Origin of the sequence: Mesorhizobium sp. LNJC391B00 (assembly GCF_000502535.1) — a bacterium.
GTDB lineage: Bacteria > Pseudomonadota > Alphaproteobacteria > Rhizobiales > Rhizobiaceae > Mesorhizobium.
Window position 1 is genome coordinate 402,049 of record NZ_AYWI01000005.1, and the last position, 12,637, is coordinate 414,685.

Sequence of the window (12,637 nt, forward strand, 5' to 3'; positions counted from 1 at the left end):
TCAGAGGTTGACCCCCCAGACACTCATGCCGACTCCGAACCCCTCTCCATCTGTCGAGCCGCGCTGACTGCGGCTTCATATTCGGGAAACCAACCGATCGGATTGGCTATGTACGAAAAGCCACGGCGGTGGTGCGTCAGTAGGCCAATAGAATAGCCATCCACCTTGTAATTCTTATTCCCCCAAAACGTGCCGGCTGGCGGCCTTTCTGGCTCGCAGGCAACACGCTTTGGCGCAAGGTGAACGGCCACCTGTTCGGTGGCTGCAGAGTCTACTATCGTGTGATTCATGCCCCAAACCCTTGTTGATTGTTTGTAGCGGAATCGCTACAATGTCTCAACAATACGCCGTACCCTCAGAACGTCAAGAGAATTCGCAGATGCATCCAATACAATGCAAAATGGCAAGGGCAGCGCTCGGCTTGGGAGTTCGCGATTTGGCTAAGTCGGCCGGAGTGGCAATCAACACGGTAACCCGGTTCGAACGGGGCGAGGAACTCTTGCCGCGGACACTCCAGGCTATACGCGCCGTTTTCGAATCCGCTGGTGTCATCTTCCTGGCCGACGGCGAGACGGTCGAAGGCGGGCCGGGTGTGCGATTGCGCACCTGAGAACGCTCCAGGACGCCCGACGAATACCGTGAGAAGTGGGGCTTGTCTCGCGATTACCCCATGGTCACGCCGAACTACGCCGCGAAGCGATCGGCGCTTGCGAAGGCGTCTGGTCTAGGTCGGAAGGCTGAGGGTTAGGCGTAGTCCGATCCCCACATGACGTAACGGAAAGACTCAGCTATCAGTGAGCCGCGGCGGACATGATTACCGTCCGGCCGGCGCTGATCAGGCAACCTCCCACTGCAGCGCCGGCCATTTTCCTCGAATGAAATCGTCAATCACAACCTTGCGAAGGCGAAAACTATGGATGGCTGCGACCCTTGAAAACAACACCACGATCGTTCTTCCATGTTTTCGTGGAGCCCAATCTTGAGGATTACCTGGCGGAACCCGACGACGCGCGGCGCGGGTTCAATGCTTGCCTGTCGGCCTTTCAACTCGCGGATATCTTCTATGCATTTTATGAACGCGAGAATCCGGCAATGGTCGCGCAGTGGCCAAATAAGGAGAAACTTCTAAGACACCTATGCAGTCTGGAGCCGAGCTTCCTCACGATTCAAAGTGTCGCCACGGTCTACAAGCACCTATACGCCATTAAGGGCTTCTACGAAGTTGGCACACCGGGAGCGCTATGGGGTGTGAAGATTCCGGGGGAGGATATCGAGATAGAAACCGATTTTCAGGGCGACGACAAAGGAGATGTTCTTGTGCGTCGCCGGGACGGCAGCGTCGTGTCCCTCACCACTGCGCTACGACGGGTAGTTGTCGAAATGTGGCCGACCTTCCTGCCGATTGAGGATGATTAGCGCCTCTTCGGCTTCGGCGTGATCTCCTCGATCTGCGCCTTAACGCCATCCTGCACCATCACCTGTTCAAGCGCCTCTGCGGCTGCCCTGTCCTTCGTGGTCAGGATCGTGCGCCAATTCGGCTTGTCGAACACGCTGACGATGTAGGTTGTTGCGGGCTTTTCAGGCATCGCTAAAATATAGCCGCTGCCCGCACCTGCCGTCTATCGTTCGAAAGTCGGCTTCCAGTCACGGTTGCGAGCCCTGTTGAGGCCCTCATAATCGGGAATACAGGTGAAGAACACCGGTCGGCGATCGCGGCCGGCAGCCTTGCATGACGAGCATCCAAACATCCCGACAATATCCCAGTGCATGGCACCATGATCCGGCCCGAGCCGGTCGATCAGCGCCTGAATGTCGAGCTTGGTCGACTTCGCGCACATAGGATGCCCGCAGTTGACGTATATGGATTCGTTGTCGGCAAGGGCGTCGGCGAGTGTATGGGGCATCTGGCGATCTCCGTTTGAGGGGTCGCCGCAACAGGAGGATTATATTCCTCAAATTATCAAAGATCAAAGCGCAGCCGGAGTGGATACCATCGACGGGCAGTCTGGCATCATGACGGGGAGGATGAGCGTTTAAGCCCTTGATATCGGTCCCCGAGAGCGACCAAACAATCTGCAAATTCTACGAGGCTATCGTTGTAGTGACTGATGTCTCCGATGTAACGCAGAGCTTCGGCATGCAGATTGTGGTCGGCAGCATTCCCCCGCGCCAGATTCATTTTGTGCAAGTCGTTGACGCCAATTTCCAAGCCCGGCATCGCGAAGCCTAGACCCTCGTAAACCTGCGCCATTCTCGGCCCGAAAAAATCCGCAGCAGATTTCACAAGCGTCATATTGACGGCGATATTGAACCGCTTTCCGAGATTGATGAGGGCGTCGATGTCGTCCTCACTTGGGCGGATCGTACCACTTTCCAGATTTGCCTTCACCTTTCCGGTGGTCGCCGCGATGTCGCCAGCGAGACGGCGATAGAAGTGGTCCATGTGAGCGGCCCGCTCGACGGCAAGGATGTCGCGGCGGAGGGTCAAGGCGTAGATTTCGTTGTGACGCTCCAGCTGTTTTGCGTCAGTGCGGAACATGGCAAAGACTGTCAGCAGCGCGGCGCCTATGGCCATCAGCCCGGCGAAAAGCGTCTGCCACATGTATAGCCATCCGTTGACCCCTGGTTGCGCTCCCCAGATGGCCCCCATCTGAAAGCCGATGAAGAGAAGCGTCAGGCTGATGGCCAGACGAATGGCATTGTCGATCGTGATCACGAAGCACCCACATAGCCCTGGCTAATAGATGTGCATCGCGAAGGAGATCCGCAATGCAGATCGGTCTGGCTCCGGCATCGGACAATTTCTCCGCCGCCGCCAGTACATCCGTGGTCACCGACGGCGCCATGGCAAGCCCAAGCGATCTCTAAAACGGCCAAGCCAGCGCCAACACGACGCCCGCGGAGAGCATGCGAGCTTATCGACCATTGAGTGACCTCAAGCCATCGCGCACGCCCATGGCAGTCTGCCTTCGCAGTTCGGCCAGGCTTTCCTTGGATGGCGACACGCCGCCAGGGATGCTGATGTATTGTTTGATTTCTACAGGTCGCTCGCCTCCGCCAGCGGACCTTGACGACCCACTGCGCTGATCGCTGATCTGGTCATTATCGGCAATGATGACCCGCTCGCTCGGCCTCTTGAAGAACTCGACCTTTTGCGTGTCGCGAGAGTCGCCGCCAATTATGCCGCCTGTAGCCATGCCGTAGACAATGCGACGCGCTATTTGCTCCGGCGTGGCGCCGAGTCCCTGCGCGCCATAGCCAATGTTGCCGCTGCCGACGATTCCGGCAGCCGCAAAGTTTGAGTTCCATGTGGCAAGGACTTTCCGGTATTGCCGGGCTTTGTCATCCAAGTTGCTGCCTGACGACGACGACCCGCTGCTGACGGAAGACGACGACCCGCCGCTATAGCTGCTTGTAGTCGCCCACTTATCGACACCCTCATAAGTCTTGCGGGTGTTGGCCTCGATGTTCATGAACAACTGCCACATGCGATCGGTCTCGCGCGTGGCTACCTGTCCTGTGAAGGCGGATTGCGGGTTGGCAAGTGTCATTGACTGAGCGTTCGGGATGACCGTTCCGGCCGATTGAGGCATGACCAGTTCCGGGCCTTTTTCGCCAACCCAATAAGGTGTGTTGGGCGAGATTGGACCGCCGGCTGCACGCTGCGGGTACATGGCATTAACCTGCGCAAGCACCCTCGGGTCTTGATAGGTCTTGGGCTGCGTGTAGCCCCACGAATTGGTGGAGGTGTTGAAGATCGGAGTCGAGGAGACCGCTGGGCCGTTCGAGGAGTAGCGCGTGACGCCTACGCCGGTAGTGCCGCCTGTCTGGTTCGGTACATCGTAGGTCGACTGCGTGCCGGTGCCGACTTGGCGCGTGACCACCGTGACGGTGATTGTCTTGTCGCGCAGAGCGTTGACCGCAGCGCCCAACTGGTGGACTTTGCCAGTGTCGGCGTCCAACATCATGCGGGCGCGGACTAGCGAGTCGATGAACCTGTCGACCGCTTCAACGCCCAGACCACCATCGACCAGGGTTTTGCGCAGCAGGTCGACCCCTGATGCCACATCGCTGGCTTTGGCGTTGCCGGTGCTCATCGCGTCGAAGAGTCTGTTGATGATCCCAACGGTGTTGCCGAGAGCCGCGTTGGCGCCCTCGATACTGTTCACATCGCCGAAGAAGGCCTTGATGTTGTCCTTGCCGCCAGCCGAGGCAAGGGCCTCTTTCAGCGTGTCGACCTCCGTCGTTGTGTCGCGGAACTGCTTGGTAAGGTCCAGCATCCCTTGAAGCTGGTTGCGGCGGGAATTCTGGACGGCCTGCTCGATCTGTTCGAACTGACCCAGCGTGGCCTGGATAGAGCCGCTGAGGCCGCCAAGTGACCGCGTCACACCAAAACCGCCAGAGCCGCCGCCCATGTCGCCAAACAATTTGGCAATCGTCGTGTCGGCGTTGCCCGCCTTCTCTGAGACATCCTTGAACCCGGCAGCGATGTCGGCAAGCGTCTTCACTGCGTGGCCGCCTCCTATGACGTCGCTGACGGTGCCCTCGGCCTTGATAGCATTCTCGAGTTTCGCCGCCTGGTTGGCGGTATCCTGCAATGACTTCGCGAAATCCCTAGCCGTATCTGACAGGGTTGGATCTACGCGCAGGTGACCTAACGTTGCCTGCAGATCGATCGCATCCGTCTTACCTTGCGTGATCTTTTCAGAGATGTCGGCGAATGCCTTAGAGCCGACAGAGCCGGTAAGGGCATAGTCACCGCCCAGCACCTTCAGAATCGATCGCCATCTTCTGCATGAGAGACGACATGGTCTTCTGTGCGTCAGCCATCTGGTCTTTGAGATCAGCATTGGCAACCGATTGCGGCATCTTCGCCGCCTGTTCCTCGTATTTTTCGCGGCCTCGGCAGCAGCCGGGTAAGCTTTGGCAATCTCGTCAATCAACGTCTTATGGTTCTGAAGCACCTCGTCCGCTGACTTGATGTCTTCCCGCGTCGCGAGCAAATAGGCGCCGACAGCCGCAGCCGCGGCCACGCCCGCCCCTGTGAGCAAGCCGGGGATTGTCGTGATCCATGTTCCGAATGCCGCGCGGACGCCGGCAGTTGCAGCAATGATGCCCTGAGGACCGCTCATGGCGTAGCTGAGATGGTTGGCCTGCTGGGTCAAAGCCTGCATCGGCGATGCGCCAATGGCGATGCTTTCCGCAGCGGAGCGCGCAGAATGGCCAAGCGAAGCCCATTGGGTCGCGCCAAGCTTCGCAGCGGCTGCACCCTCTTCAACAGCCACAGCGGTGCCGAGATGCTTGGTGCGCGCCAAGTCCATAACGCGGTTGATTTCAGCCTGGTCAACGCCGAGCTTCTTCGCTGCAGCGTCGGCGGTCAGTAGCGCGCCCTCCATGCGCTTCGTTGCCTGGTAGGCAGGGTCGACGCCAGCCTTAAGCCGCTCCCAAGCCTTGGCCGTCGAGGTGATCGAGCCGGCTGTTCCGGTCATGACTGTAGTCTGCTTTTCCATCGCAACAGTGGCAGCGTTGGTCTGGTCGATGGTCTTGTCGTAGGCAGTTTGCGCAGCCTTCATGGCGCGCACGTAGGCTGCCGAGCCCTGCTCGGCCTGCCTCGCGTCAATGACCAACTCGGTAATAACGGTTTCGTCGGCCATCAGTGGCGCGCCTCCCGCGCATCGCCTGGGCTGAACATCGCGGTCGACTACTCAACTTGATGCGTAAGGTGATCTGGTCCAAGTCAGGGACGGCTGCCATTCTCGCCAAAAGTTCGCGCGCTGCGCGCTTCCTGCCGCTCTGAAAAAGATTGCTGGCGGTTCGAATGTCAGCCTTCAGGATGCGAACGAGTTCTTCGAAAGAGCCGACCGCGGCCGCGGCTGCGTTCATGCCTTCCACTGCACTGCCAAGGGCGTAGTGCATGCGCTCGAGTTCGTCAGCTAAGAGCAGCGCGTTCTCGGCAATCTGGGTCTTCGTCATAGATTTGTGCGCGGCTGTGAGTTGGTCGCGGGCTGTGATCATTTACGGTTACTCCTAAGTGCCGAGAGCGGATCCGGTTCGAAAACCGACAAACCAGCGGCTAGCATCTTGTCTTGCAAGGCACCTGCATTGGGATCGCGGCGGATGCCTTCGGGGTGGGCAATATCAGCGAAGGCCGGGGCGGTTTCCCATGGCTTCAAGTTGAGGGCCTGGGACTGCACGCAATAGCACGCGAAGTGCGCTACCTCGTCCCAGTGGCGATCCTTCAGCATGCTGTCGAGTTGCTCTGCCCGGCTGCGGTCGCGTGAGGCAATTTCCATGCAACGTTCCAGTGCTTTCTTATCCTTAGCGTTCATCGTTCATCATCTCGTACGCGGAGGGTTCCCAGCCGCTGTTGCGGTTGCGTGCTGCGGTCTTCGGATCTTGCTGGGATTGGGGCGTCATGCGCAGGGAACGAGCCGCCGCCGATGCTGCGCGCGACTCCCGCTCTCGCATCTTCAACAGCCGGTCGAACCGCTCCAGTCCGCCTTCCTTCACCAGCCATCTCGGGTTGAACTCGGCGACCATCTTGGACAGATCGCGGGCCGACACCGAGTGGCGCACATAGCCAGCGAGAAGCTCTGCGTTTTCAGGACGAAAGAAGCCAGACGGCATGCACGCCATGACGTCGAACCACATTTCGGCCTCGGCTACCGACAGGCCTTCCGCCGGTCGCAACGTGGTCGCCTGACCGATGTTGATGGTCTGGATTGCCAAACTTGCCGCAGATTTTCTGCCTCGCGCTGCCATGAAAAAACCTTCGTCAGAAACAAAAAAAGTGGACGTTTTGAAAAGGTGAGGGACCCATCGGTCGCAACCCAAAGGCTGAAAAGGGGTCGATGACCCTGTACCCTGGGTTGCAATCACGCTGCCTCGAGGTAGCCCACGAGATCCCAAACATCTTGCACGTCAGTCGCAACGACCATGGCAGTCGCATACCGCTTGGAAATCTTCAGCGTCTCTGGCGTGTTGATCGTGACGCCATCACCAGCAACGAATGTGACTTGACCTGTGCCGCCCTGCAGTACGGTGCGCGTCGTACCAGGCGGGAATGGCACCGACGCATACGGCGGCACGATGATCGACACAGCGCTTGCGCTTGTGGTCCGCACGAAGCGCTCGCGCGTCGACAGCGTGAAGCTTGTGCCAGCGAAGAATTCGACCGTCTCGGGAAGGTCGATGACGGCGCCTGCTTCGGCTCGAAGGTTGCCGCCATTGCGAACGATGATGGATCCGCCAGATTCGATGACGAGCCTGTCGCCGTTGCCATCGAAGTGAACCTTCTCTGTCATACCATCACCTCGACGTTGATCGCGCGCGACTTACCGCTGCGTCTGTCGACCTGGCTATCGTATGAAACGCGCTGGCCGACGCGCAGGCAGTCCAGGCCACCCGGCAAGGCAGTGACGTGCGCGAACAGATCAGCGCCACCATCATGGGGCGAGATGAAGCCGTATGCTGAACCGTCGATCCACGTGTTGACGGTCCCGGTTTGCCTGTCTTGATGGGGCATCTTTGTATCCTTGCTGCGAATTGAAAGGCCGGCGCCGAGGGTCAGACGCCACCTCGGCGCCGGATGGACACCCCGTCTCGGAATGCCCAATCTGGATCGTTACCGGCTGAGCTGCGCGAACTTGCGCTTGGCTGCGTCGAGGCGCGGCGTCTGGCTGGCCGATCTGCCTGTGATCAAAGCGCTCGAGTTGGCGGGCACACTGACGAAGCTGAATTCCAGCATCTCGCTGCTCGTAAACCGCTGCCCGCCGTAAGGCTTCGATGGATCGATCGGCACATACTTGAGCGGCACAAAGCCAATCGAAGTGCTGTTGATGACGCCCGCCTTGATCAGGCCATAGACCTCATCCGATTTGGCACTGACGCCTGCATCCGGGAACTGCACCAGGGCGACGAGTTTGCCGCCTTCGATACCGACGCTCAGACACTTCGCGATCGGATGGTCGGCATCGTGCTGCCACAAGACTGTCGGAGACTTGCGAAATGCGGTTAGGTCGATTCCGCTCTGGACGATGATATCGCCCATGCGGTCCACCTCGCCAGTGGAGACGACCGCACGGACCTGTCGGGGTCCGATGCCATCGCCGGCAAACTTTAGCACTGTTGCCACAAAGGAGCGTTTGATCTCGGCCATGGTCAGTTTCCGATCAGACCAACAAGAGGTCCAGCAACGGTGTTGCTGCCGAGATCGTGCACGTTGATGTCGAAACGCGCGGTCGCGCGGCAGCCTATCTGGTCGTACTCGAGGTATCGCTCCTCAGTCGTCTTCACGGTCACGCCGCGGCGGTCGCCGAGGGTTGCCGCCATGGATAGGTCGCCAAAGGCAATCATCACCTTGCCCGACTGATCGCCGCTGCCGGGCAGGCTGAGCACGGCTTCGATGAGATAAGAGCCGTACTGCAGGATCGGCTTCGGGCCGGTAGGCGTCATTTCAAGCCCAACGACGGTCGCGCCGAGGCGAACAAACGTCTGGCCGATTGCGTATGAACTCGCGTACCACTTTGCGTTACCCAAGGCATATTCAGGGCAAGCGGCAATAACTGTGCCCAGGTCGGCGGCCGTTAGCTCGGCGAACGTGTCGTTGTTGGTAGCCGCCACGATCTTCCCGGCGTCGTGGTTGCCATCGATGAGCTTTGTGGAGATCCCGACAATCCCGCCATAGGCGCCTGTGCCGTCACCATTCCAGCCGCAATCATCCTCAAGCTTTGAAATTGCGAAGGCTGCATCCTCGGCGAAGTCCTGGCCAACGTCGATCGTCTCGTCCTCGCCGAGTTCGCTGGAAATGCGAGACAGGGCTGCCGCTTTCTTGGCGTTAAGCGTCACGGAACTCCAAACGCGGTCCTGCTCTGCAATCGCTGCATTTTCGCCGACGAAGGCAGCCGTCAAACCTGTGTCGAGCCGCGGGAATGAGCGCGTGTCCGAGCCCATGCGCTTGATGTCGGCGTTGCGTCGAAACGTTCCGACCAGTGCGCGGATTTTGATGATTCCGGCCTCAACTTCGGAGGGGACAAGATAGCCGCCGATAGTGCCGCTAGTTTCGCCTTGCGCCTTCTCGATACGCACGCTGTTTTTCGCGCACCAGGCTTGTGCGACCTCGTCACCATCGTGCAGAGCCGCACGGAAAAACATGCCAGCCTTTAGGGCTGCCGCGTCGGTATCGAAGGCGCGGATGCGGGCGCCGGAGTGAAAATTCATTGGGCGATTTCCTTTTTGGTGATGATCCCGGCCGCGACCGCAGATTCGAGAAACGTGTAGACGCCGTCGCCGACGACAGGCGGTCCGAAGAGCGGACCCGACGTGACGTCGCAAATTAGGTTGGGGTTTGTTCGGGCAATGCGCCGGATGCGCTCCCGGAATTCGAATGCCGCGGCGTTGACGCGCCTCAAAGTGAGAACAGCAAGAGCGCGCTGCCGGACAATTTCCCGCCATTCGGCCGCCGATTCCTGCAGCATCTCTGCAGCAGCGATGCGCCTGGCCTGGTTCTCCTGTTCGGCAAGCGCGTCGAGTGCGATTGCGATGGCCTGGCGTTCGAGAACGATTTTTTGAAGATCTTCGCCAGGTGTTGGATCGCGATCGGCTGGGACCGCTGAACCATCGAGCAACGCTGCAGCCCAATCCCTCACGCTGGGTCCGACCGCAGGCAGTTCCGGTCGAATACCGGCCTGTTCTAGTTCGATCTGAGCGGCGAGCAGTTCCTTTTCGCGCGCTTTGAGGCCGCCCGCCCGGCGCTGGATTTCATCGAACTCACGCGCTGCGGGTGCTGCCTCTGCTTTTTTTGCGGTGGCCATCTCTATGGTCCTTTCAGAAGGGAAAACGGTACCCCAACCACCCCCGACGGGACGGCTGGGGTCGATCAACAACTGCCGTTGCCGACAGTCGGATTTCGGGAAGTGCGGGCGCACCCGAAGTGCACGATTGACCGCGCCCTGGCCTACTGGACCAATGAGCGCGTTACGCATGACGATGACGAGACGTCAGGCGCAAAAGAAAAGGGACGCCGAAGCGCCCCGATTTCGTTGTTGTTGCCCTAGAGGGTTTTCGGGTCCACGATTTGGCACATGGGCCTAAGCAGCCCTCATGCGACCAATGTCATTCGCCATCGCCAGTACCGCCCACCGGCCTGCCGCGAGCAGCTCGGCGCCCCCGCGTCTGTCCGCATGTCCGCCCTTCGCCCCGAAAGCCCTGCCAACGTCGGCAACACCGCCTCCTGCCAAGATCACTTCGATAACGGCATCGATCTCTGGAGGCGGATTGCACAGATCTGCGCGGTCGGGGTGTCGCACATCACCACGTCTTTTTCCCATCTTGAGATGGCCGAGTCCGCCCATCGCGCCAAGGAAGCTTGCACCCTCAGCGATCTCAGGAGGATGGAAGCTGAAGCGGCAGTGTGGGCTGAATTCGAAGTTTTGCCGCTGCGGCTTGATCGTAATGCGTGGCTGCTCGGCGTCTTCCCTGCCAGCCCACCACGGGCGTGGCGCGGGCTCTGGCTCTGCGTCGCCCATGCGTGGCTGAATGGCAGGTAGAGCGAGATACGCATCCAGCGAGCGCGGAATCGGATTCTTGCCGCGCGACCTTCCATCCTTGCGGCTGCGGTCGACGTTAAGTCCGGCTTCAATCGGTAGGTTATCGTTCGCGGCTTGCGGCAACCGCTCTCTGGCTACAAGCCATAGAGCGGCGGCGCCGGTGGCGTTGTGCTTCTTCATCCATGTCAGGGCCGGGCGCCCGCCGCGGTATCGGATCCGGATCGCCGTGCTTTTCTCCACCGGGTTGGCCTTCAGAATCGTGTCGGCAGCAACCAGCATTTCTTTACGAGTGGTCTTTGTCATCGGGTGGTCATCCCATTCGAGAAACCGGCCAAGCCGGGCAGTGCCATTCCGCAATAAGAAAACGGTGCATAACATCCTGCGCCGTACATTAGGTGTTGCTAATTCTTCTTTCCCGGCGTCCCAGTCCGGTGGGGCTTACTGAAGGCGAAATGCCAAACCGCGCAGCTTCCACCTCGCGCCATTTGAACTTTCATATTCCCGATGACGTCGCTGACGCTATCGTCGGGTATATCGGCTGCTCTGCTCCTGGCCGGATCATTTCAACCTTTGCTGCCGTTCAGTGGGTGCGAGATAAAGTTCCCGATTGTGAGATGTCCGACGATCAGCTCGAGCGGTGCGCCGTATTGGCCGCAGTCGACGAAAGCCTAGCCGTGCATTTCGATCGGCGAGGACGCCAGCCGGCTCCCTTTTCGAGCTTGAGCAGGAGCCATTGGCATCTTGTTCCCATTTGGCAAATCAAGGTGCGGCCTCGTCTGGCTACCCCCATGCGTGCCGTGGCTCGCCCCAAAGTCCGAACGGGTATCGTTCGCGGGCTTCCTGACCGGCACGATTCGATAGAATTCAGCCCAAGATAGCTTGCGAACCTGCGCCGTTTCGGCGCCGACCGCGATGGTGCGGGACATCATTTGGAACTCTAGGGAAAGGCGCTGTAAGCGCGGGCTCCGGCGCGGCCGGTCTTCATCGGCGCCAACGCGGCGACGGTCTTCTGTCTATATATAGCGCTTTCGCGCATCTTTTTCTGCCGGTCTGTTCACCCTACCTAGCGTCGAGCGCGCCGGTAAACACTAAAATAGTATTCTGAGGCGATTTTTTCCAGTCCACTCCACACGTCGTAAACAGGTGAGGAGCCGGGAAAACCGCATTTTATTTCAGCGCATGGCCCATAAAAGGCGGCTCGGTCCCGTCCGTCAAGAATTCAGTAAAAGCCGCATTGTGACTTCCCACATATTGTGTGTTGCATGTGTAGCCAACGGGTACCGGTGTGTCGATAAATCGATTCTCGTTGTTCATGAGGTGCGTCGATGGATATCACTGCTCTGATTGGACCAGCGGTTGTCGCGGCGGTCGTCTCGGGCGCAATATCATTGGTTTCAGCTACCCTTGCCGCCCGCAGCGCAAGGACGATGCATACCGAACGTCTAGCTGCAGATGCCGCATTGGCGGAAAAGAGGTATCTTTACGAACGAGCCCTGGCTGATTGGAAACGAAAGACTGATATCGCTGAGACGGTGTTGGGGGGCTTTTACAGGGCTCGATCTATCTTCCAAGCCGCCCGCCAACCTTTTGCCCGCAGTGGCGAAGGAACCACGCGAGAGAGGGGCGAAGATGAAACTGATGATGCGGCGGCTTACAAAAATGCCATTTACGCACCACTGGAGCGGCTCACAAAGGAGCTTCCATTTCTTTCAGAGTTAAATGCGCAGCGATATCGTTTCGCGGCGCTTTTTGGGAGCGATGGCGACGCTGCCTTTTCCCATTTGGTGACTGGCTATAATCGAGTTCAACATGCCACCTATGCGTTGCTGAACGACCGAAAGCCGTTGAATTCCGAACGCCAGGAGAAATATGAAGTTGTCATTGGTTGGGACGAACCTGACAAGGATGAGATATCGAAGAACATCGATTCCGCCGTGGCAACGATAGAGCGCCTCTGCAAGCCGGTCCTTTCTTCGCAGCCCTAGCGGCACCACGTCGATTTGCGGCACCTCTATTTTTGGTAGTGTGCTGAGAGTTCTGCAAATTCGCTGAGAGAGGGCGGTCATGGCAGGCTGGTGATGTTCAACGTC

16 protein-coding genes and 1 pseudogene are annotated in these 12,637 nt (G+C 59.0%); 4 read left to right on the forward strand and 13 right to left on the reverse strand.

The genetic code is table 11. From position 1 onward, the window contains the following. Positions 1-436: 436 nt before the first annotated feature. The 3 genes and pseudogenes from X750_RS149465 (at position 437) to X750_RS149460 (ending at position 1,416) form a co-directional block, all read left to right on the forward strand. Positions 437-610, forward strand: coding sequence for an XRE family transcriptional regulator (locus tag X750_RS149465; protein ID WP_348524470.1), 174 nt, complete (start codon positions 437-439; stop codon positions 608-610). 12 nt (positions 611-622) lie between these two features. After that, positions 623-748: pseudogene (locus X750_RS1000000164520) on the forward strand (MucR family transcriptional regulator); the annotation flags it as partial. Between the two features lie 182 nt (positions 749-930). Then, entirely contained in the window at positions 931-1,416 is a 486-nt protein-coding gene (locus tag X750_RS149460; RefSeq protein WP_156932396.1) for a hypothetical protein, read from the forward strand. Here the strand turns inward: X750_RS149460 and X750_RS1000000166415 are convergent. The 13 genes from X750_RS1000000166415 to X750_RS149400 all read right to left on the reverse strand — a co-directional run bounded on the left by X750_RS1000000166415 (position 1,413) and on the right by X750_RS149400 (position 10,850). Then, positions 1,413-1,586, reverse strand: coding sequence for a hypothetical protein (locus tag X750_RS1000000166415; RefSeq protein WP_023747594.1), 174 nt, complete (start codon positions 1,584-1,586; stop codon positions 1,413-1,415). The two genes, X750_RS149460 and X750_RS1000000166415, sit on opposite strands and share 4 nt — an antisense overlap. Positions 1,587-1,619: 33 nt before the next feature. Continuing rightward, the gene (locus tag X750_RS149455) at positions 1,620-1,904 is read right to left on the reverse strand and encodes a hypothetical protein (RefSeq protein ID WP_023747595.1); all 285 of its coding nucleotides are present in this window, start codon (positions 1,902-1,904) and stop codon (positions 1,620-1,622) included. A 107-nt stretch (positions 1,905-2,011) separates the two neighbouring features. Then, positions 2,012-2,716 (reverse strand): hypothetical protein, encoded by a 705-nt coding sequence (locus X750_RS149450; RefSeq protein ID WP_023747596.1) that lies wholly within the window; start codon positions 2,714-2,716, stop codon positions 2,012-2,014. 199 nt (positions 2,717-2,915) lie between these two features. Further along, complete coding sequence (locus X750_RS149445) at positions 2,916-5,654, reverse strand: hypothetical protein (RefSeq protein WP_023747598.1); 2,739 nt, start codon at positions 5,652-5,654, stop codon at positions 2,916-2,918. Then, complete coding sequence (locus X750_RS149440) at positions 5,617-6,015, reverse strand: hypothetical protein (RefSeq protein ID WP_023747599.1); 399 nt, start codon at positions 6,013-6,015, stop codon at positions 5,617-5,619. The genes X750_RS149445 and X750_RS149440 overlap by 38 nt, the downstream gene beginning before the upstream one ends. After that, the gene (locus tag X750_RS149435; RefSeq protein ID WP_031242895.1) at positions 6,012-6,329 is read right to left on the reverse strand and encodes a hypothetical protein; all 318 of its coding nucleotides are present in this window, start codon (positions 6,327-6,329) and stop codon (positions 6,012-6,014) included. Before X750_RS149435 ends, X750_RS149440 begins: the two co-directional genes overlap by 4 nt. Continuing rightward, positions 6,319-6,762 (reverse strand): hypothetical protein, encoded by a 444-nt coding sequence (locus X750_RS1000000166420; RefSeq protein ID WP_023747601.1) that lies wholly within the window; start codon positions 6,760-6,762, stop codon positions 6,319-6,321. Before X750_RS1000000166420 ends, X750_RS149435 begins: the two co-directional genes overlap by 11 nt. Positions 6,763-6,875: 113 nt before the next feature. Continuing rightward, the gene (locus X750_RS149425; protein WP_023747602.1) at positions 6,876-7,304 is read right to left on the reverse strand and encodes a hypothetical protein; all 429 of its coding nucleotides are present in this window, start codon (positions 7,302-7,304) and stop codon (positions 6,876-6,878) included. Continuing rightward, entirely contained in the window at positions 7,301-7,525 is a 225-nt protein-coding gene (locus X750_RS149420; RefSeq protein WP_023747603.1) for a cold shock domain-containing protein, read from the reverse strand. The genes X750_RS149425 and X750_RS149420 overlap by 4 nt, the downstream gene beginning before the upstream one ends. Positions 7,526-7,624: 99 nt before the next feature. Next, positions 7,625-8,158 (reverse strand): HK97 family phage prohead protease, encoded by a 534-nt coding sequence (locus tag X750_RS149415; protein WP_023747604.1) that lies wholly within the window; start codon positions 8,156-8,158, stop codon positions 7,625-7,627. Positions 8,159-8,160: 2 nt separating this feature from the next. Continuing rightward, complete coding sequence (locus X750_RS149410; RefSeq protein WP_023747605.1) at positions 8,161-9,219, reverse strand: phage major capsid protein; 1,059 nt, start codon at positions 9,217-9,219, stop codon at positions 8,161-8,163. Continuing rightward, complete coding sequence (locus tag X750_RS1000000166425) at positions 9,216-9,812, reverse strand: hypothetical protein (protein ID WP_023747606.1); 597 nt, start codon at positions 9,810-9,812, stop codon at positions 9,216-9,218. Before X750_RS1000000166425 ends, X750_RS149410 begins: the two co-directional genes overlap by 4 nt. Before the next feature lie 276 nt (positions 9,813-10,088). Next, positions 10,089-10,850, reverse strand: a complete 762-nt coding sequence (locus tag X750_RS149400) for a hypothetical protein (RefSeq protein ID WP_156932397.1) — start codon at positions 10,848-10,850, stop codon at positions 10,089-10,091. A gap of 1,022 nt (positions 10,851-11,872) precedes the next feature. Here X750_RS149400 and X750_RS149390 point away from each other — a divergent pair. Continuing rightward, entirely contained in the window at positions 11,873-12,532 is a 660-nt protein-coding gene (locus X750_RS149390) for a hypothetical protein (RefSeq protein ID WP_023747609.1), read from the forward strand. Positions 12,533-12,637 lie beyond the last annotated feature (105 nt).

Excerpts from the sequence above, each read along its gene's own strand:
- X750_RS1000000166425 (WP_023747606.1), bottom strand. The coding sequence starts at position 9,812 with ATGGCCACCGCAAAAAAAGCAGAGGCAGCACCCGCAGCGCGTGAGTTC.
- X750_RS149410 (WP_023747605.1), bottom strand. The coding sequence starts at position 9,219 with ATGAATTTTCACTCCGGCGCCCGCATCCGCGCCTTCGATACCGACGCG.
- X750_RS149400 (WP_156932397.1), bottom strand. The coding sequence starts at position 10,850 with ATGACAAAGACCACTCGTAAAGAAATGCTGGTTGCTGCCGACACGATT.
- X750_RS149425 (WP_023747602.1), bottom strand. The coding sequence starts at position 7,304 with ATGACAGAGAAGGTTCACTTCGATGGCAACGGCGACAGGCTCGTCATC.
- X750_RS1000000166415 (WP_023747594.1), bottom strand. The coding sequence starts at position 1,586 with ATGCCTGAAAAGCCCGCAACAACCTACATCGTCAGCGTGTTCGACAAG.
- X750_RS149390 (WP_023747609.1), top strand. The coding sequence starts at position 11,873 with ATGGATATCACTGCTCTGATTGGACCAGCGGTTGTCGCGGCGGTCGTC.
- X750_RS1000000166420 (WP_023747601.1), bottom strand. The coding sequence starts at position 6,762 with ATGGCAGCGCGAGGCAGAAAATCTGCGGCAAGTTTGGCAATCCAGACC.
- X750_RS149455 (WP_023747595.1), bottom strand. The coding sequence starts at position 1,904 with ATGCCCCATACACTCGCCGACGCCCTTGCCGACAACGAATCCATATAC.
- X750_RS149445 (WP_023747598.1), bottom strand. The coding sequence starts at position 5,654 with ATGGCCGACGAAACCGTTATTACCGAGTTGGTCATTGACGCGAGGCAG.
- X750_RS149440 (WP_023747599.1), bottom strand. The coding sequence starts at position 6,015 with ATGATCACAGCCCGCGACCAACTCACAGCCGCGCACAAATCTATGACG.
- X750_RS149435 (WP_031242895.1), bottom strand. The coding sequence starts at position 6,329 with ATGAACGCTAAGGATAAGAAAGCACTGGAACGTTGCATGGAAATTGCC.
- X750_RS149420 (WP_023747603.1), bottom strand. The coding sequence starts at position 7,525 with ATGCCCCATCAAGACAGGCAAACCGGGACCGTCAACACGTGGATCGAC.
- X750_RS149415 (WP_023747604.1), bottom strand. The coding sequence starts at position 8,158 with ATGGCCGAGATCAAACGCTCCTTTGTGGCAACAGTGCTAAAGTTTGCC.